Here is a 21,320-nt window from a genome sequence, read left to right on the forward strand (position 1 = left end):
AGACCCTTCCGTGGCGAACGAAGACAAGTACCTCGACTACCTCAAGCGCGCGACCGCCGACCTGCGGGAGACCCGGCGACGGCTGAAGGAGGCCGAGGACCGCGGCCACGAGCCGATCGCCATCATCGGGATGGCCTGCCGGTTCCCCGGCGGCGTGCGGTCGCCGGAGGATCTGTGGGAGCTGGTCGCCGAGGGCCGCGACGGGATCTCCGGGTTCCCCGCCGACCGCGGCTGGGACCTGTCCGCGCTGTACGACCCGACGGGGGAGAAGCCCGGCACCTCGTACTGCCGCGAGGGCGGTTTCCTGGACGGCGCGGGCGAATTCGACCCGGCCTTCTTCGGGATCTCGCCGAGGGAAGCGCTCGCCATGGACCCCCAGCAGCGGCTGCTGCTGGAGATCTCCTGGGAGACCTTCGAGCGCGCGGGCATCGACCCCGGCTCCCTGCGGGGCAGCCGGACCGGGGTGTTCGCCGGGGTGATGTACCACGACTACGTCTCCCGGCTCGCCGCCATCCCGGAGGAACTCGAGGGCTACCTCGGCACCGGGAACTCGGGCAGCGTCGTTTCCGGGCGGGTCGCCTACACGTTCGGGCTGGAAGGCCCGGCGGTGACGATCGACACCGCTTGCTCGTCCTCACTCGTCGCGCTGCATCTCGCAGCGCAGGCGCTGCGGCAGGGCGAATGCTCGATGGCGCTCGCCGGCGGTGTCGCGGTGATGTCCACACCGGACACGTTCGTCGACTTCAGCCGTCAGCGCGGGCTCGCCGCGGACGGCCGCTGCAAGTCCTATTCGGACGGAGCGGACGGCACGTCGTGGGCCGAGGGCGTCGGGATGCTCCTGGTGGAGAAGCTCTCCGACGCGCGGCGGCTCGGCCACGAAGTGCTCGCGGTCGTCAGCGGCAGCGCGGTCAACCAGGACGGGGCGAGCAGCGGGCTCAGCGTGCCGAACGGCCCGTCACAGCAGCGGGTCATCCGGCAGGCCCTGGAGAACGCGCGGCTCTCGGCCGGACAGATCGACGTCGTGGAGGGCCACGGCACCGGGACCACCCTGGGCGACCCGATCGAGGCGCAGGCGCTGCTCGCCACCTACGGCCGGGAGAAATCCGCGGACCGGCCGTTGTGGCTGGGCTCGCTGAAGTCGAACATCGGGCACTCCCAGTCCGCCGCCGGGGTCGGCGGCGTGATCAAGATGGTGCAGGCGATCCGGCACGGGATCTTGCCGCGTACCCTGCACGCGGAGGACCCGTCGTCCAAAGTGGACTGGTCGGCCGGTGCCGTCGAACTGCTCACCGAAGCACGCGGGTGGCCGGAGACCGGGCAGCCGCGCCGCGCGGGCGTGTCCTCGTTCGGCGTCAGCGGCACCAACGCGCACACCATCATCGAGCAAGCCCCCGAGAGCGAAGAGTCCCCGGCCGTGCCACCCACCGGCGCCGTGCCCGCGGTGTTGTCTGGCAAGACCGCCGAGGCGCTGCGCGACCAGGTCGTGCGGCTGCGCTCGCACATCCTCGCCCGGCCGGAGCTGAGCGTCGCCGACGTCGCCGCGTCGCTCGCCACCACCCGCGTCCTGCACGAGCACCGGGGCGCGATCGTCGCGGCCGACCGCGACCAGCTGCTCGCGGGGCTGGACATCCTCGCCGCCGGCGCCACGACCGCCGGGGTCTCTCAAGGTGTCGCCACCGACGGCCGGACGGCGTTCCTGTTCACCGGCCAGGGCAGCCAGCGCCGCGGGATGGGGCGGGAACTGGCCGAGCGTTTCCCGGTGTTCGCCGAGGCCTTCGACGACGTCTGTGCCCGGTTCGAACGGCCGATCAAGGAACTGTCCACCGAGGAACTGAACCAGACGGCGAACACGCAGTGCGCGCTCTTCGCCTTCGAGGTGGCGCTGTTCCGGCTGGTCGAAAGCTGGGGCGTGCGGCCTGACTTCCTGGCGGGGCACTCGATCGGCGAGATCGCGGCAGCTCATGTCGCAGGTGTGTTCAACCTCGATGACGCCGTGAAGCTGGTCGCGGCGCGAGGCCGGTTGATGCAGGCGTTGCCCACCGGCGGCGCGATGGTGGCCTTGCAGGCGACGGAGGCCGAGGTCTTCCCGTTGCTGACGGACCGGGTGTCGCTGGCCGCGATCAACGGCCCGGAGTCGGTGGTCCTCTCCGGCGACGAAGACGCCGTCGCCGCTGTGGTGTCCCGCTTCGAGGGCCGTAAGCACAAACGGCTCGCCGTGAGTCACGCGTTCCACTCGCCGCTGATGGAGCCGATGCTCGACGACTTCCGCGCGGTCGCGGACAGTCTCTCGTATGCGGCGCCACGGATCCCGATCGTGTCCGGCGGTCTGGCGGATGTGTCCACTTCGGACTACTGGGTCCGCCATGTCCGTGACGCCGTGCGGTTCCACGATTCGGTCAAGTTCCTGGAAACCGAAGGGGTCACCCGCTTCCTGGAGATCGGGCCGGACGCCGTCCTCACCGCGATGGCCCAGGAAAGCACCGAGGGCGCGGTCGTCGTCGCGGCCTCGCGCCGCAACCGCGCGGAGGACGTCACCCTGCTCGCCGCGGTCTCCACGCTGCACGTCCACGGGGCGTCCGTCGACTGGACGCCGCTGCTCGCCGGAGCCCGCCGCGTCGACCTGCCCACGTACGCCTTCCAGCACCGCCGTTTCTGGCTGGACGGCCCGCTGAACGCCGAGGGTGACGCGGCGAGCCTGGGCCTGGGCGCCACCGATCACCCGCTGCTCGGCGCCGTCGTCACGATGGCCGACGCGCACGGCGTCCTGCTCACCGGGCGGCTTTCCCTCGCGGCGCAGCCGTGGCTGGCCGGGCACGTGGTCGCGGGGCACGTCCTGCTGCCGGGCACCGCCTTCGTCGACCTCGTCCTGCACGCCGGGGACAAGGTCGACTGCGGGATCGTGGAGGAACTGACCCTGCGGGAACCCCTCGTCCTGCCCGAACACGACGCCCTCAGCCTGCAACTCGTCGTCGGCGCGCCGGACGAGACCGGCAGGCGCACGGTCGGCGTCCACTCCCGCCCCGAGGCCGCCGACGCAGAATGGTCGTGCCACGCGACCGGTGTCCTCGCCCCCGGTTTCCCCGACACCGACTTCAGCCTCGCCGCCTGGCCTCCCGAAGGCGCCGCGCCGGTCGCGATCGACGGCCTCTACGGCGCGCTCGCGGAGGTCGGCCTCGACTATGGGCCCGCCTTCCAGTGCGTGCGCGCCGCCTGGACCCACGATTCGGCCGTCTACGCCGAAATCGAGCTGGCCGACGCCGAGAAGGCCGACGCGGCCCGGTTCGGTATCCATCCGGCCCTGCTCGACTCGGCACTGCACGCCGCCGGTCTCGGCGCGCTGGACGCCACCGAGGCGCGTCTTCCGTTCTCGTGGTCCGGTGTGAGCCTGCGGGCGTTCGGAGCGACGACGATCCGCGTGCGGCTGACCCCGGCGGGGCCGGACACGATCGCGCTGGCCGTCGCGGATCCGGAGGGACGGCCGGTGTTCGCCGCCGACGGCCTCCTCGTCCGCGCGGTCCCGTCCGGTGCCCTCACCTCGCGAAACCCGGTGCGCGACGGGTTGTTCCGGGTGGACTGGCAGCCGCTCACCATCCCCGCCGAAGCCGCCGCGGAGTACGTCGTCGCCTCGTTCACCGGGTACACCGGCGACCTGCTCGGCGACGCCCACGCGGCCGCGGTCCGCGCACTCGAACTGGTGCATGCCGACAGCGGCGGCCCGAAACTGGTCTTCCTGACCAGCGGTGCCGTCGGGGACGCCGTGCCGCGTCCGGCGCAGGCCACCGTCTGGGGTCTCGTCCGCACCGCGCAGGAGGAGTTCCCGGACCGGTTCGTCCTCCTCGACGCCGACACCGAGCCCACGCCCGAATTCATCGCGGCCGCCGTCGCCACCGGTGAACCCGAGCTCCTGCTCCGCGAAGGTGTCCTGTCCGGTGCCCGTCTCGTCCGCGCCCCGCGTGCCTCCGCCGAGCCCGGCGACATCGACGGGACGGTGCTCGTCACCGGCGGCACCGGCGCGCTCGGCGCGGATCTCGCCCGGCACCTCGTCCGGTCGCGCGGTGTCCGGCGGCTGCTGCTCACCAGCCGTCGCGGTGCGGCGGCACCAGGCGCGGACACCCTCACCCGTGAGCTGACCGCGCTCGGCGCCGAAGTCCGGATCGAAGCCTGCGACGCCGCCGACCGCGACGCTCTCGCCGCCCTGCTGGCCGATCAGCCGATCACCCTCGCCGTGCACGCCGCGGGTGTCCTGGACGACGGCCTCATCGGTGACCTGTCCGCAGAACGCCTCACCGCCGTCTTGAGGTCCAAAGTGGACGCCGCCGTGCATCTGCACGAACTGCTCGGCGACACCGAACTCGTCCTGTTCTCCTCCGCCGCCGGTGTGTTCGGCAACGAAGGGCAGGCGAACTACGCCGCCGCGAACGCCTTCCTCGACGCCCTCGCCCGGCACCGGCAGGCGAACGGCCTGCCCGGCACGGCACTGGCCTGGGGGATGTGGGCCTCCGGCATGGGTGACGCGCTCACCGCTCGCCCGGGCTTTCCCGCACTGTCCACAGAAGACGGTATGGCGCTCTTCGACGCCGCGACGGCGCTCGACGACGCCGCACTCGTCCCGATCCGGCTCGATCTGCCCGCGTTGCGAGCGCGGCTCGGCGGTGACGTGCCGCCTCTGTTCCGCGGCCTGATCCGGCCCACCCGCCGTGCCGCCGTCACCGGTTCGGCCGGCGCGCTCGCCGACCGGCTGGCCGCGCTCGCCCCGGCCGAACGGAGCCGGGAACTGCTGGAGATCGTGCGGACGCACGTCGCCATCGTGCTGGGGCACCTCGGTTCGGAGGCGATCGACGCCGGGAAACCCTTCCAGGAGCTCGGCTTCGACTCGCTGGCGGCGGTCGAACTGCGCAACCGGCTGACCGAGGTCACCGGCCTGCGGCTGGCCGCGACCCTCGTCTTCGACTACCCGACCCCGCTCGTGCTCGCCGAACACCTGCTGGAAGGGCTCGCCGGGGGCGGACTCGCCGAGACGCCGGACGCGCCGGTGCGCACCGGTCCGGTCGACGAGCCGATCGCGATCATCGGCATGGCTTGCCGCTACCCGGGCGGTGTCACTTCTCCGGAAGAGCTGTGGGACCTGGTCGCCGCCGGCCGGGACGGGGTTTCGGAGTTCCCGGTCAACCGGGGCTGGGAAGACGTCTACGACGCCGACCCCGGCAAGGTGGGCAAGAGTTACGCCCGCGAGGGCGGCTTCCTGCACGACGCGGGCGAATTCGACGCGGCGTTCTTCGGGATCTCGCCCCGTGAGGCGCTGGCGATGGATCCGCAGCAGCGTCTGCTGCTGGAGACGTCGTGGGAGGTCTTCGAACGCGCCGGGATCGATCCGCACGCGGTGCGGGGCAGCAAGACCGGCGTCTTCGCCGGCGTGATGTACCACGACTACGCGGCACGGCTGAACTCCGTACCGGAGGACGTCGAGGGCTACCTCGGCACGGGGAACTCGGGCAGTGTGATCTCGGGGCGGCTGGCCTACACGTTCGGGCTGGAAGGCCCCGCGGTCAGCATCGACACGGCCTGTTCGTCGTCGCTGGTCGCGATGCACCTCGCCGGACAGGCGCTGCGGCAGGGCGAATGTTCGCTCGCGGTCGCCGGCGGCGTGACCGTGATGGCGACGCCGAACACCTTCATCGAGTTCAGCCGCCAGCGCGGGATGGCCACTGATGGCCGGTGCAAATCCTTCGCCGAGGCCGCGGACGGCACCGGCTGGGGCGAGGGCGTCGGCATGCTCCTGCTGGAGCGGCTTTCGGACGCCCGCCGCAACGGTCACCGGGTGCTGGCCGTGGTTCGCGGCTCGGCGGTCAACCAGGACGGCGCGTCGAACGGGCTGACGGCGCCGAACGGGCCGTCGCAGCAGCGGGTGATCCGTCAAGCCTTGGCGCAGGCGGGGTTGCGTCCGTCCGATGTGGACGCCGTCGAGGCGCACGGTACGGGAACGACACTCGGTGACCCGATCGAGGCACAGGCCTTGCTCGCCACCTATGGCCAGGATCGCGAGGAGCCGTTGTGGCTGGGGTCGGTGAAGTCGAACCTCGGGCACACGCAGGCCGCCGCCGGCGTCGCGGGCGTGATCAAGATGGTCGAGGCGATGCGTCACGGCGTGCTGCCTCGGACGTTGCACGTCGATGAGCCTTCGTCCCATGTGGACTGGACCGGTGGCGCGGTGTCCCTGGTGACGGAGTCGCGGGAGTGGCCGGACACCGGCCGTCCGCGCCGCGCCGGGGTGTCGTCGTTCGGGATCAGCGGGACCAACGCGCACACCATCATCGAGGCCGTCGAGCCGGAAGCCGCGGAGCCGTCCGGAAACCCGGACGTCCCGCCGTGGCCGCTGTCCGGCAAGACCGAGGAAGCGTTGCGAGCGCAGGCGTCCCGCCTCCACGACCACCTGCTGGCCACTCCCGAGGTGACCGCGGCGGACGTCGCGCTCTCCCTCACGGCGCGGGCGGACTTGGAGCATCGTGCCGTGCTCGTGGCCGGTGACCGTGACGGTCTCCTCGCCACGCTCGACGCGCTCGCGCACGGCGAGACCACCGAGGGGATCGTCCGGGGAACGGCGCGGCACACCGGCCGGACGGCGTTCCTGTTCACCGGTCAGGGCAGTCAGCGGCTCGGGATGGGCCGTGAGCTGGCCGAGCGTTTCCCGGTGTTCGCCGAGGTCTATGACGAGGTGTGTTCCCGGTTCGAGCAGCCGCTCAGGGACTTGTCGGCCGAGGAGCTGAACCAGACCGCGAACACGCAGTGCGCGTTGTTCGCCCTTGAGGTGGCCCTGTTCCGCCTGGTGGAGAGCTGGGGTGTCCGGCCGGATTTCCTGGCCGGGCACTCGGTCGGCGAGATCGCGGCCGCCCACGTCGCGGGTGTGCTTTCCCTCGACGATGCGGTGACGCTGGTGTCGGCGCGCGGCCGCCTGATGCAGGCGCTGCCCACGGGCGGCGCGATGGTGGCGCTGCGGGCGACCGAAGCGGAGGTGACCCCGCTGCTGACGGAGCGGGTGTCGATCGCCGCCATCAACGGCCCGGAGTCGGTCGTCGTCTCAGGTGACGAAGATGCCGTCGCCGCTGTGGTCGAGGGCCGCAAGCACAAGCGACTTACCGTGAGTCACGCGTTCCATTCGCCGCTGATGGAGCCGATGCTGGACGAGTTCCGCACCGTGGTGGAGGGCCTGACGTTCGCGGCGCCGCGGATCCCGATCGTGTCGGGTGGCTTGGCGGAGGTGTCCACTTCGGACTATTGGGTCCGTCATGTCCGTGACGCGGTGCGGTTCCATGATTCGGTGAAGTTCCTGGAAGCCGAGGGCGTCACGCGGTTCCTGGAGATCGGCCCGGACGGTGTGCTGACCGCGATGGCGCAGGACAGCCTGGAGGACGCGGTCGTCGTCCCCGCCCTGCGGCGCGACAAGCCCGAGGTCACGACCCTGCTGACGGCGGTCGCCGGACTGCACGTCCACGGCGCCGGCGTCGACTGGAGCCCGCTGTCCGCCGGGGCCCGCCGGGTGGACCTGCCCACGTATGCCTTCCAGCGCACGGAGTTCTGGCTCGACGCGGGTGCCGCGGCTGGCGATCTGACCGCGGCGGGACTGTCCGACGCCGGACATCCGCTGCTCGGTGGCGCGGTGACCTTGCCGGACTCCGGCGGGACCGTGTTCACCGGGAGGCTGTCGCTCGCGGCCCAGCCCTGGCTCGCCGACCACGCCGTCGGGGAGACCGTGCTCCTGCCCGGTACCGCGTTCGTCGATCTGGCGCTCGCCGCCGGACGACGGCACGGCCGCGTCGTCCTCGACGAACTCACCCTGGAGAGCCCGCTGGTCCTGCCGGAGCACGGCGGTGTCGATCTGCGCGTGTGGGTCCGCGAACCGGACGACACCGGCGCGTGCGCGGTCAGCGTGCATTCCCGTGCCGACGACGAGCCCTGGATCCGCCACGCGGTCGGAACGCTGACCGAGGACACCGGCGCCACGCCCGCCGACCTCACGTCATGGCCGCCCGCCGCGGAGGAGACCGACGTCGACGGGCTGTACGACGCGCTCGCCGACGCGGGCCTGAACTACGGCCCGGTCTTCCAAGGCGTCCGCGCGGCCTGGCTCGACGGCACCACCGTGTACGCCGAGATCGACCTCGACGAACGCCATCACGGCGACGCCGCCCGGTTCGGCCTGCACCCGGCGCTGCTGGACGCGGCCCTGCACACCGCCGGACTCGGCGCGCTGAGCACCGAAGGCGGGGCACGGCTGCCCTTCCTGTGGTCGGGCGTCTCGCTCACCGGCCTCGGCGCCACGAGCCTGCGCGTCCGGCTCACCGGGTCGGGCGACACGCTCTCCCTGGCGATCGCGGACGGGACGGGTGCGCCGGTGGCGACCGTCGCCGGGCTGACCGTCCGTCAGGTCGACCCCGCCGCGTTCGGTGGTGGCGGCGACTCGCTGTTCCGGGTGGAGTGGGTCCCGGTCCGCGCCCGTGCCGCGGACACCGCGCCCGCCGTCCGGTCCGAAGTGGACAGTCTGGTGAACGTGCGCGAAGCGACCGCGCAAACGCTTGCGGCGCTCCAATCCTGGCTCGCCGACGAAAGCAACGCCGACACCCCACTGGTCGTGCTGACCAGCGGCGCGGTGTCGGTGGCGGGGGAGGACACGCGTGATCTCGCCCGCGCCGCCGTCTGGGGGCTGGTGCGGTCGGCGCAGTCCGAGCACCCGGGCCGGTTCGTGCTCATCGACACCGATACCGAACCAGCGGACCTGGCCGGAGCCGTCGCCACCGGCGAGGCACAGCTTGCCATCCGCGACGGGAAGCTGTGGGCGCCGCGTCTGGTGAAGAGCGCACCCTCCAGTGCCACACCGCGTTTCGACCCGGAAGGCACCGTGCTGCTCACCGGGGCGACCGGTGCGCTGGGCCGATCGCTGGCCAGTCACCTGGTCTCCGGACACGGGGTGCGGCATCTGCTGCTGGTCAGCCGCAGCGGCGCGGCCGCACACGGTGCCAAGGACCTGCTGGCGGAACTGACCGGGCTCGGCGCCTCCGTGGTCCTGGAGTCCTGCGACGTCGCCGACCGGGAAGCCCTCGCGGGGCTGCTGGCCGGGATCGACCCCGGGCATCCGCTCACCGGGGTCGTGCACGCGGCCGGCGTCCTCGACGACGGCCTGATCGACAGCCTGACTCCCGAACGGTTCGACGCCGTGCTGCGGCCCAAGGCCGACGCGGCGCTGAACCTGCACGAGCTGGCGGGCGACGTCGACGAGTTCGTCCTGTTCTCCTCGGCGGCGGGCACGTTCGGCAACGCCGGACAGGCGAACTACGCCGCGGCGAACGCCTTCCTGGACGCGTTGGCACAGCACCGCCAGGCCAACGGCCTTCCGGCCCGGTCCCTGGCCTGGGGTCTGTGGGACACCGACGACGGGATGGACGCTTCCGCCGCCGTCGCCAGGCTCACCGGGTCCGGCCTCACCACCGAAGAAGGGCTGCACCTGTTCGACACCGCGGGTGACGGTGTCGTCCTGCCGATGAAGCTCGACCTCGCCGCGCTCCGCGCCGAACTCGGTTCCGACGTGCCGTCGCTGCTGCGCGGTCTGATCAAGGCGCCCGCGCGGCGTTCCGCGGGAGCGTCGGCGTGGAAGCGGCAGCTCGCGGGACTGTCCGAAGAGGACCGTGACGCACGCCTGCTCGAACTCGTGCGGGCACAGGTCGCCGCGGTGCTGGGCTACTCCGGCCCGGAGGACGTGCCGTCGGACCGGGCGTTCACCGAACTCGGCTTCGATTCGCTCACGTCGGTGGATCTGCGGAACCGGCTGAACTCCGCGACCGGCCTGCGCCTGCCCGCCACCCTCGTGTTCGACCACCCGAACTCCGACGCGGTCGTCGCCCGGCTGCGGGAGGAACTGTCCGGCACCGTGGTCGCGGCCGCCGTCGTCACCACGGCGCCGGTGGACGAACCGATCGCCATCGTCGGCATGGCCTGCCGGTTCCCCGGCGGGGTCCGCTCGCCGGAAGACCTCTGGCGGCTGGTCAGCGAAGGCCGCGACGGCATCACCCCGTTCCCCGCGGACCGGGGATGGGACGTCGAAGGCCTGTACGACCCCGAGGCCTCCCGGCCCGGCACCTCCTGCACCCGCTACGGCGGATTCCTGCACGACGCCGGGGACTTCGACCCCGGCTTCTTCGGGATCTCGCCGCGGGAGGCGCTGGCGATGGACCCGCAGCAGCGGTTGCTGCTGGAGACGTCCTGGGAAGCCTTCGAACGCGCCGGGATCGACCCGGCCACCCTGCGCGGCTCCGCGACCGGCGTTTTCGCCGGGGCGATGTACCACGACTACGTTTCGCGGCTCACCGAGATCCCGGCGGATCTGGAGGGCTACCTCGGCACGGGGAACTCGGGCAGCGTGATCTCGGGGCGCCTCGCCTACGCCTTCGGGCTGGAGGGGCCGGCGGTCAGCATCGACACGGCGTGCTCGTCTTCGCTGGTCGCGATGCATCTCGCGGCGCAGGCGCTGCGGCAGGGCGAATGCGGCCTGGCGCTGGCCGGCGGCGTCGCGGTGATGTCCACTCCGGACACTTTCATCGAGTTCAGCCGCCAGCGCGGGATGGCGCCGGACGGCCGGATCAAGGCGTTCTCCGAGACCGCCGACGGCACGGCCTGGGGCGAGGGCGTCGGCATGCTGCTGCTGGAGCGCCTTTCGGACGCCCGCCGCAACGGACACCGGGTGCTGGCCGTCCTGCGTGGCACGGCGGTGAACCAGGACGGCGCGTCGAACGGGTTGACGGCGCCGAACGGGCCGTCGCAGCAGCGGGTGATCCGGCAGGCTTTGGCGCAGGCCGGTTTGCGACCATCCGATGTGGACGCTGTCGAGGCGCACGGAACCGGGACCACGCTCGGCGATCCGATCGAGGCGCAGGCTCTGCTCGCCACCTACGGGCAGGACCGTGAAGAGCCGTTGTGGCTCGGTTCGGTGAAGTCGAACCTGGGCCACACGCAGGCCGCCGCCGGGGTGGCGAGCGTGATCAAGATGGTCGAGGCGATGCGTCACGGCGTCCTGCCCAGGACACTGCACGTCGACGAGCCGTCGTCCCATGTGGACTGGACGGAAGGCGCCGTCTCCCTGCTCACCGAAACGCGGGACTGGCCGGACACCGGACGCCCACGGCGTGCCGGGGTGTCGTCGTTCGGGATCAGCGGGACCAACGCGCACGTCGTCCTCGAAGCGGACGGCGCCGGCGACGCGGCACCGCCCGGACAGCCGGATGTACTTGCCTTCCCGTTGTCCGCCAAGACCCAGGACGCTCTGCGCGAGCAGGCCGCCAGGTTGCGTGCCCGGTTGCTGACCGGACACGCACCCGAGCTCGCCGACGTCGCGCAAACGCTTGCCACACGGGGGCTTTTCGAGCACCGGGCGGTGGTCACCGCGGGCGACCGCGACGGACTGCTCGACGCGCTCGCCGCGCTGGCCGGGGGAGAACCGGGCGACTTCGTCACCGGTCTCGCGAAACCGGGCGGGAAACTCGCGTTCCTCTTCACCGGTCAGGGCAGCCAGCGCGCCGGGATGGCCGACGAACTCTCCGCCGCCTTCCCGGTGTTCGCTCGAACCTTCGGCGAGATCTGCGCGCGTTTCGATACCCTGCTGGACCGTCCGCTGCGCGAGGCGCTCGCCGGTGACCTGGTCGACCGCACCGAATACACCCAGTGCGCGATGTTCGCCGTCGAGGTCGCGCTGTTCCGGCTCGTCGAGAGCCGGGGCGTGCGGCCGGACTTCCTGGCCGGGCACTCGATCGGGGAACTGGCGGCGGCCCACGTCGCCGGGGTCTGGTCGCTGGAGGACGCCTGCACCGTGGTCGCCGCGCGCGGCAGGCTCATGCAGGCGCTGCCGTCGGGCGGCGCGATGATCGCGGTCCAGGCCACCGAAGAGGAGGTCCGGCCGCTGATCGACGACGAGACCGTGTCGATCGCCGCGATCAACGGCCCGGTGTCGGTCGTCGTCTCCGGCGAAGAAGCCGCCGTGACCGCGCTGGCCGCCGGGTTCGCCGAACGTGGCCGCAAGACCAAGCGGCTCACCGTGAGCCACGCGTTCCACTCGCCGCTCATGGACGGGATGCTCGGCGAATTCCGCGCCGTGCTCGACGGGATCGCCGCGGCCGACCCACGGATCCCGCTGGTGTCCACGCTGACCGGTGACCCGCTGACCGGCGATCAGGCGCGATCGAGCGAGTACTGGGTCCGGCACGTGCGGGACGCGGTCCGGTTCTGCGACGCGATCCGGACCCTGGAGGCGCAGGGTGTCCGGCGTTACCTGGAGCTCGGCCCGGACGCGCCGCTGACCGCCCTCGGCGAGCACTGCGTCACGAACGAGTCCACAGTGGACGCTCAGCTGTTCGTGCCGTCGCTGCGGGCCGGTCGATCCGACGTCGAGTCGTTCGTCACCGCGCTAGCGCGGTTGCACGTCGACGGCGTCCGGGTCGACTGGGCGAAGGCACTCCCCGGCCGGAAGATCGATCTGCCCACCTACGCCTTCCAGCACGAGCGGTTCTGGCTGCGGCCCGCCGCGCCCGCGGTGGGAGACGTCACCGGGCTGGGGCAGTCGCCCGCCGGGCATCCGCTGCTCGGCGCGGCGGTCGAGGCGCCGGACAGCGGCGCGGTGCTGTTCACCGGCAGGCTGTCGGTGCAGGAGCAGCCGTGGCTGGCCGACCACGTCGTCGCCGGGACGACCCTTCTCCCGGGCACGGCGTTCGTCGAGCTCGCGTTGCGGGCCGGGGAGCTGACCGGCTGCGCGGCCGTCGACGAACTGACCCTGGAAGCACCGCTGGTGCTGCCGGACCACGGTGGCACGGCACTGCGGATCGTCGCCGCCGCGCCGGACGAGACCGGCAGGCGCGCGCTGGACGTCTACTCCCGCCCCGACGACGGCGACTGGATCCGTCACGCCACCGGGACCGTGTCGCCCCTGGCGGCGGGCGCACCGTTCGATCTGTCGGCCTGGGCGGCCGCCGATGCCGAGACCGTCGAAACCGACGGCCTCTACGACGGATTGGCCGCCGCCGGGCTCGAGTACGGTCCGGTCTTCCAGGGACTTCGCTCCGCCCGGCGGCGAGGGGACGACATCTGGGCCGAGGTCGACCTCCCCGAGGACACCACGACCGAGGGCTTCGGCCTGCATCCGGCCTTGCTCGACGCCGCCTTGCACGCCCTGGGCTTCGCCGAAGGGGGTGAGCAGGAGGCCGACGTGGCGGCCGGGCGGGTGCGCCTGCCCTTCGCCTGGTCCGGTGTCCGGCTCCACGCCTCCGGTGCGCGTGCCCTGCGGGTCCGGCTGTCGCCGGCGGGGGAGAACGCGGTCTCCCTGGCCGCGGCGGACGAGACCGGCAGGCTGGTGGCCACAGTGGACGCTCTGACGCTGCGCCCGGTCTCGCTGGAGCAACTCGGCGGGCGGCAGGGCAGCCACGAGTCGCTGTTCGGTCTGGAGTGGGCGCCGGTTCCGCTCTACCCCACCGCCGCCGTGGCCGCGAGCTGGGCGGTCGTCGGTGTCGACGACTACAAACTCGACGCCGCGCTCACCGCCGCCGGCTATCGCGGCCAGGCTTACGCCGATCTCGCCGCGCTGGCCGAGGCGATGGATCGCGCGCCAGAGCTGGTCTTCGTGTCCTGCGCGCCGGACCACCGCCAAGGGCTGGCAGCCGCCGCGCACACCGCCGCCCACCGCGCGCTAGAGCTGGTCCGTGCGTGGCTGGCCGAGGACCGGTTCGCCGGTTCCCGGCTGGTGCTGGTCACCGGCGGCGCCGTCGGCGAACCGGCGCAGGCGGTGATCTGGGGCCTGATCCGCTCGGCGCAGTCCGAGCACCCCGGCCGGTTCGTGCTGGTGGACCTCGACGAACAGGACGCGTCGTACCGTGTGCTGTTGCCCGCGCTCGCCTCCGGCGAACCGCAGCTGGAGTTGCGCGAGGGAACGGTGAAGGCGCCGCGGCTGGTCAAACCGGCCGTGACGGCCGCCGAAGGCAAGGCTCGGACCGACGGCGCCGTGCTGATCACCGGCGGCACCGGCGCGCTCGGCGCGGCACTGGCCCGGCATCTGGTCACCGCGCACGGGAAGACCCGGCTGGTGCTCGCCGGTCGCCGCGGCCCGGACGCGCCGGGCGCGGGCGAACTGGCCGACGAACTGCGGGGTCTGGGCGCCGAGGTCGCTGTGATCGCTTGCGACGCGGCCGATCGTGAAGCGCTGCGACGCCTTCTGGCCGAGCACCCGGTGACCGGGGTGGTGCACGCCGCCGGTGTTCTCGACGACGTCGTCCTCGACGGCCTCACCCCGGACCGGCTCGACGCCGTCCTGCGGCCGAAGGTCGACGCCGCGGTGAACCTGCACGAACTGGCGGGAGACGTCGACGAGTTCGTGCTGTTCTCCTCGGCGGCGGGCACCTTCGGCAATCCGGGGCAGGCGAATTACGCGGCGGCCAACGCCTTCCTCGACGCGCTCGCCCGGCATCGTCACGCACACGGGCTGCCCGCGACCTCGCTCGCCTGGGGACTCTGGGCCGGTGACGGGATGGCGGGCGGTATGTCCGGGCGCGATCTGGACCGGATGTCCGCCTCCGGCGCGGGCGCACTGTCCACAGAGGAGGGTCTGGCGTTGTTCGACCTCGCGGTGACGGCGGCCGAACCGGTGCTGTTGCCGATGCGGCTGGACCTCGCCACCGTGCGGGCGGGCCTCGGCACCGACGTCCCGCCCCTGCTGCGCGGCCTGATCCGCGGTACCAGAAAACGCGCCGAGACCGCCGGTTCACCGACCGGGGACGCGCTCAAGGCGGAGCTGGCCGGGATGACCGGCGAGGAACGCGCCGCGGCACTGCTGAACCTCGTCGCCACGCACGTCGCCGGTGTCCTCGGGCACGCCGGTCCCGAGCAGGTCGATCCGGACAAGGCGTTCACGGAACTCGGGTTCGACTCGCTCGCCGCGGTCGAACTGCGCAACCGGGTCAACGAGGCCACCGGTCTCCGGCTGCCCGCCACGCTGGTCTTCGACCATCCGACCACCACCGCGGTGGCGGAACTGGTCGGCGCGGAGATCGTCGTGGAGGACGCGCCACCGCCGCTGGGGGTGCTGGCGGAACTCGACCGGCTGGAGGCCGCGTTCGCCGGGGGAAGCCCGGACGACGCGATCCGCGGCAAGGTCAAGGACCGGCTGCGCGCCCTGCTCGCGGCCTGCGATCCGGGCGAGGGCACCGAATCCGTGGCGGATCGGCTCGAAGACGCCTCGGACGACGAAATGTTCGAATTCATCGGCAAGGAACTCGGGATCTCCTGACTTGGGGGCGGAAATGAAAGACACCGAGGACAAACTCCGGTACTTCCTCAAGCAGGTCACCGCGGATCTTCACGAAACCCGGAAACGCCTGAAGGAGACCGAAGCCGCGGGCAGCGAACCGATCGCCATCGTCGGGATGGCCTGCCGCTATCCCGGCGGGGTGGCCTCGCCCGAGGATCTGTGGCGGATGGTCGAAACCGGCGGCGACGGGATCAGCGGATTCCCGGTCGACCGCGGCTGGGACCTCGAAGCGCTGTACGACCCGGATCCGGACAAGCAGGGCACGAGCTACGTTTCGCAGGGTGGTTTCCTCCACGACGTCGCCGAGTTCGACCCGGCGTTCTTCGGGATCTCGCCGCGTGAGGCGCTGGCGATGGATCCGCAGCAGCGGCTCCTGCTGGAGACGTCGTGGGAGGCCATCGAGCGGGCGGGTATCGATCCGGGCTCGCTGAAGGGCAGCCGGACCGGGGTGTTCGCCGGGTTGATGTACCACGACTACGTCTCCGGGCTGACCGAGATCCCCGACGAGGTCGGCGGCTACCTCGGCACCGGGAACTCCGGCAGCATCGCCTCCGGCCGGGTGTCCTACACCTTCGGGTTCGAAGGCCCCGCGCTCACCGTGGACACCGCGTGCTCGTCGTCGCTGGTGACCCTCCACCTCGCCGCGCAGGCGCTGCGGCGGGGCGAGTGCGACCTCGCCCTGTCCGGCGGGGTGACGGTGATGTTCACCCCCGGGACGTTCGTGGAGTTCAGCCGCCAGCGCGGGATGGCGCCGGACGGCCGCTGCAAACCGTTCGCCGAAGAGGCGGACGGCACCGGCTGGTCCGAGGGTGTCGGGATGCTGCTGGTGGAACGGCTTTCCGACGCGCGGCGCAACGGCCATCCGGTGCTGGCGGTCCTGCGCGGGTCGGCGGTGAACCAGGACGGCGCGTCGAACGGCCTGACCGCCCCGAACGGCCCGTCCCAGCAGCGGGTGATCCGCGAGGCGCTCGCCGACGCCCGGCTGACGACGGCGGACGTCGACGTCGTCGAGGCGCACGGAACCGGCACCACCCTGGGCGACCCGATCGAGGCGCAGGCGCTGCTCGCGACCTACGGCAAGGGCAGGCCGTCGGACCGGCCGCTGTGGCTCGGGTCGATCAAGTCGAACCTCGGGCACACCCAGGCCGCCGCCGGAGTCGCCGGGATCATCAAGATGGTGCAGGCGCTGCGAAGCGGGATCCTGCCCCGGAGCCTGCACGCGGAGACCCCGTCGTCGCATGTGGACTGGAGCGCGGGCGCGGTCTCGTTGCTGGCCGAGGCGCGGCCGTGGCCGGAGCTCGACCGTCCTCGCCGGGCCGCGGTGTCGTCGTTCGGCATCAGCGGGACCAACGCGCACGTCGTCCTCGAAGCGGCCCCGGCTGCCGAGGTCGAGCCCCGGCAGCCGGTGGTGACCGGTGCGACGCCGTGGCTGTTGTCGGCGCGGACGCCGGAGGCCTTGCGTGCCAGGGCTGCACAGCTTCGGTCCTTTGTGGACCTTCCAGGCGCCGCTGCCACACTGGCCGCGCGGCCGCTGTTCGGGCACCGGGCGGCCATCGTCGGTGATCCGCGTGCCGCGCTGGACGCGCTCGCCACCGGAAAGCCCTCGAACCTGCTGATCGAGGGCACCGCGCAGTCGGGTAAGGCTGTTTTCGTGTTCCCGGGTCAGGGTTCGCAGTGGGTGGGGATGGCGGAGGAGTTGTTGTTGTCGGCTCCGGTGTTCGCGGAGTCGATGGCTGAGTGTGAGCAGGCGCTTTCGTCCTTTGTGGATTGGAAGTTGTCCGATGTGTTGTCGGATGCGGCTGCGTTGGAGCGGGTTGATGTGGTGCAGCCTGTTTTGTTCGCGGTGATGGTTTCTCTGGCGCGGTTGTGGCGGGCGTGTGGGGTTGAGCCTGCTGCGGTGGTTGGTCATTCGCAGGGTGAGATCGCGGCGGCGTGTGTGGCGGGTGCGTTGTCGTTGGATGACGCTGCGCGCGTGGTGTGCCTACGGAGTAAGGCGATTCTGGCGTTGTCGGGGCTCGGTGGCATGGTGTCGGTGGCTGCCTCGGAGGACCGGGTGCGGGAGCTATTGCCTGCCGGTGTGTCGGTGGCAGCAGTGAACGGCCCGTCGGCGGTGGTGGTGTCCGGTGATGTCGCGGGCTTGGAGGCGTTGCTCAAGCGGTGTGAGTTGCTGGATGTGCGGGCGAAGCGGATCCCGGTGGACTATGCCTCGCATTCGGCGCATGTGGATGCGATCGAGCAGGAGGTCTTGTCGGCGCTGGCGGGTATCTCACCGCAGGCGCCGGTGATCCCGTTTTATTCGACGGTGACCGATGAGCCTCTGGAATTGGATGCTGGGTATTGGTTCCGGAATCTGCGGGGGACGGTGCGGTTCGCGGCGACGGTGGATCGGTTGCTGGAGGACGGTTTCCGGTTCTTCGTGGAGACGAGTCCGCATCCGGTTCTGGTCCCGGGAATCAGCGAAGACGCTGTCGCTCTGGGGAGTTTGCGTCGGGGTGAGGGTGGTGCGGAGCGGTTCGTCGCGTCACTGGCCGAAGCCCATGTGCACGGCCTGAGCCCGGCGTGGTCTTCGATCCTGCCGACGGCGGACTGGGTCGATCTGCCGACGTATCCGTTCCAGCGCAAGCGGTTCTGGCTGGAAGCCGGGACCGCCGCCGGGGACGCGTCGGCGTTCGGGCAGACGGTGGTGGACCACCCGCTGCTCGGCGCCGTCGTCGCGGTCCCCGGGACCGGCGGGCTGCTGTACACCGGCCGGATCTCGCTGGAGACGCATCCCTGGCTCGCCGATCACGCCGTGTCCGGGACGGTACTGGTGCCCGGTACCGCTTTCGTGGAACTCGCGCTGGCCGCCGGCACTCAGGTGGACTGCGCGCTGCTCGACGAATTGACCCTCGAAGCACCGCTCGTGCTCGAAGAAGGCACGGACGTCCGGCTCTCGGTCGAACTCGGTGACGCGGACGTCGACGGCCGTCGCGAGGTCGGCGTGTACTCCCGCCGCGGCGACGAACCCTGGACCCGGCACGGCAACGGTGTCCTGCTGCCCGAAACGGACGGCGTGCCCACGCCGCTCGCGGAGTGGCCGCCCGCCGGGGCGGAACGCGTCGGCGTCGAGGCGCTGTACGACGAGCTCGCGAACGCGGGCCTCGAATACGGCCCGGCGTTCCAAGGACTCCGCGCCGCATGGCGTCGCGAGAACGAGGTCTTCGCCGAGATCGACCTGCCCGAAGCCCAGACCGGCGAGGCTCCGGCCTTCGGCCTGCATCCCGCGTTGCTGGACGGCGCGCTCCACGGGATCGCGCTGGGTGTGCTTCCCGACGACGGGGAGGGACTCCGGCTTCCGTTCGCGTTCTCCGGGGTCCGGCTGTGGTCGCGGGGCGCGACGGCACTGCGAGTGCGGCTGCGACCGGCGGCGGACGGGGTCGCGCTGACCGTCGCCGACGGTGAGGGCCTACCGGTCGCCGACGTGGACGGTCTGCTGCTGCGGCCGGTGTCCGTGTCCGGCCTCGGTGGGTATCGAGAGTCCCTGTTCGGCCTGGATTGGGTGCCCGCGGGCGCGACCGAACCGCACGACGCGACGGTGTGGCACTGCGAATCCGGGGATCTCCGCACCGTGCTGGGTGCGGCGCTCGAACGCGTCCGGACGTGGCTCGACGAGCCTGGGGACGGTCCGCTCGTGGTGGCCACGCGAGGCGGGATCGCGACCGAACGCCCGGATCCGGTGACGGCCGCGGTATGGGGGCTCGTGCGCTCGGCGCAGTCGGAGCACCCCGGACGGTTCGTGCTCGTGGACGGCGACGTCCCGGCGGCGCTGCCCGCCGGGGAATCGCAGGTCGTGGTCCGTGACGGGGTCGGCTTCGTCCCGAGGCTCGTCCGGGTCCCGGAACCCGGCCCGGCCCGGCCGTGGAGCGACGATGATGTCGTGCTGATCACCGGAGGCACCGGCCTCCTCGGTGCGGCCGTCGCGAAACACCTGGTGGTGACGCACGGCGTCCGTTCGCTGGTGCTGCTGAGCCGTTCCGGTGCTTCCGCGCCCGGTGCGGCGGCACTGGCGGACGAACTCACCGGGATGGGTGCCGAGGTCCGGATCCTCGCGTGCGACGCGGCCGACCGGGAGGCGCTGCGCCAGGTGCTGGCCGCGCATCCGGTGACCGGTGTCGTGCACGCCGCCGGTGTCCTCGACGACGGGCTGATCACCGCGCAGACCCCCGAACGGCTCGACCGGGTGCTCGCGCCGAAGGTGGACGCCGCGGTGAACCTGCACGAACTCTTGCCCGATGCCGCGCCGTTCGTGATGTTCTCCTCGGCGGCCGGGGTCTTCGGGAATCCGGGGCAGTCCGGTTACGCCGCAGCCAACGCTTTCGTGGACGCCCTGGTGGAACGCCGCCGCGCGGACGGCGCCGCCGCGGCGTCACTGGCGTGGGGCCTGTGGGCGACCACCAGCGCCATGACCGGTTCCGCCGACGTGGACCGGATGGCGAGGGCGGGACTCACCGGACTGTCCACAGAGGAGGGTCTCGACCTGCTCGACGCCGCGCTCGCCACCGGGCGGACGCTGACCGTCCCCATGGGGCTCGACCTCGCCGCGCTCCGCGCCGAGGAGGTGCCGCCGTTGCTGCGCGGGCTCGTCCGCGCTCGTGCCCGGCGCGCGCCCGACGGCGGCGGCGCGTTCCGCGCCCGGCTCGCCGGACTCGACGCGGACGGCCGCGACGCGGAGATCCTGGAACTGGTGCGCGGTCAGGTCGCGGCCGTCCTCGGCCACGACGGTGCCGACGCGATCGACGCCGGTGTCGCGTTCCTCGAACTCGGCTTCGACTCGCTCACCGCCGTCGACCTGCGTAACCGGCTGGCGGCCTCGACCGGCCTGCGGCTCCCGCCGTCGCTGGTGTTCGACCACCCGACGCCGCTCGCCGTCGCGGAACGGATCTCCGGTGACTTCGCGGTTCCCGACCAGGCCGAGCCGGTGCCAGCGGCCACCGACGTCTTCGGCGCGATGTTCGCCCGCGCGATCGAACTCGACGAGGTCGCGCAGTTCGTCGCGCTAGCCGCGCAGGCTTCGCGCTACCGGCCGTCGTTCACCGTCGAAACCGCGCGGGAACAGAACCTGCAACCCGTCCGGCTCGCGAAGGGCCCGTCCGGCCCCGAACTGGTCTGCGTCCCCTCCCTGCTGGCCGGCTCGGGGGCGCACGAATACGCGCGGTTCGCGGCGTCGTTCCGGGACGTGCAGGACGTTTCCGTCGTTCCGGTGCCCGGTTTCGGCCACGGGCAGCCGCTGCCGGACTCGATCGAGGCGGTCCTCCACGCGCAGGCGGACGCGATCCTCCGCGAAGGCGGTGACCCGGTGGTCCTGGTGGCCCACTCCTCTGGCGGCCCGCTCGCCCACGCGCTGGCTCGGCACCTGGAGGAAGCGGGCTCCGCGCCGCGCGCGCTCGTGCTGATCGACGTCTACCCGCAGGACGAGCACGCGCTGGACGGCATCCGTGACCGGCTCAGCGGCGGCCTCGGCGACGACACGCGGCTCACCGCCATGGGCGCCTACCTGCGCTTGTTCGCCGACTATGTGCCCGCGCCGACCGGTGTGCCGACTCTGCTCGTGCGGGCGTCGGAGCCCCTGGAAGCGTGGCGTGACCGGACCGAATGGCGGTCCGGCTGGGCCTTGCCGCACGACACGGTGGACGTCGAGGGGGATCACTTCACGATGCTGGAGCGGCATGCCGGGACGACCGCCGAGGCCGTCCGGGAGTGGCTGGGGCGGCTGGGGTAACGGCTGCGCGTGAACCGGTCGTGGGCTGAAGGCTCCCTTCGCCGCGTCTTAAGCGGTGAAAGGAGCCTTCGCCCGCGGCACAGTCGAGTGTGGAGGATTTGGGACGTTCAACGTCCCGAATCCTCCACGACCAGTGCGAGAGTGTGCCGGGGGGCCGACGATGTAGGAATCGGGACGTTGAGTGTCCCGATTCCTACATCGTCGTGGATCCCCGGCCTCAGCCCGAAACGC

The 21,320-nt window shown here is 72.1% G+C and carries 2 protein-coding genes; both read left to right on the plus strand.

Annotated elements, in window-relative coordinates; genetic code table 11:
- Positions 1-10: 10 nt before the first annotated feature.
- Positions 11-15,310 (plus strand): type I polyketide synthase, encoded by a 15,300-nt coding sequence (locus AORI_RS83875; protein WP_016333302.1) that lies wholly within the window; start codon positions 11-13, stop codon positions 15,308-15,310.
- A gap of 13 nt (positions 15,311-15,323) precedes the next feature.
- On the plus strand, positions 15,324-21,089 hold the full coding sequence (locus AORI_RS55730; protein WP_016333303.1) for a type I polyketide synthase: 5,766 nt from the start codon (positions 15,324-15,326) through the stop codon (positions 21,087-21,089).
- Positions 21,090-21,320 lie beyond the last annotated feature (231 nt).

Source organism: Amycolatopsis keratiniphila (assembly GCF_000400635.2).
Lineage (GTDB): Bacteria > Actinomycetota > Actinomycetes > Mycobacteriales > Pseudonocardiaceae > Amycolatopsis > Amycolatopsis keratiniphila.

What these genes read in the sequence shown, in the direction of transcription:
- AORI_RS55730 (WP_016333303.1), top strand. Translation starts at nt 15,324, where the DNA reads ATGAAAGACACCGAGGACAAACTCCGGTACTTCCTCAAGCAGGTCACC.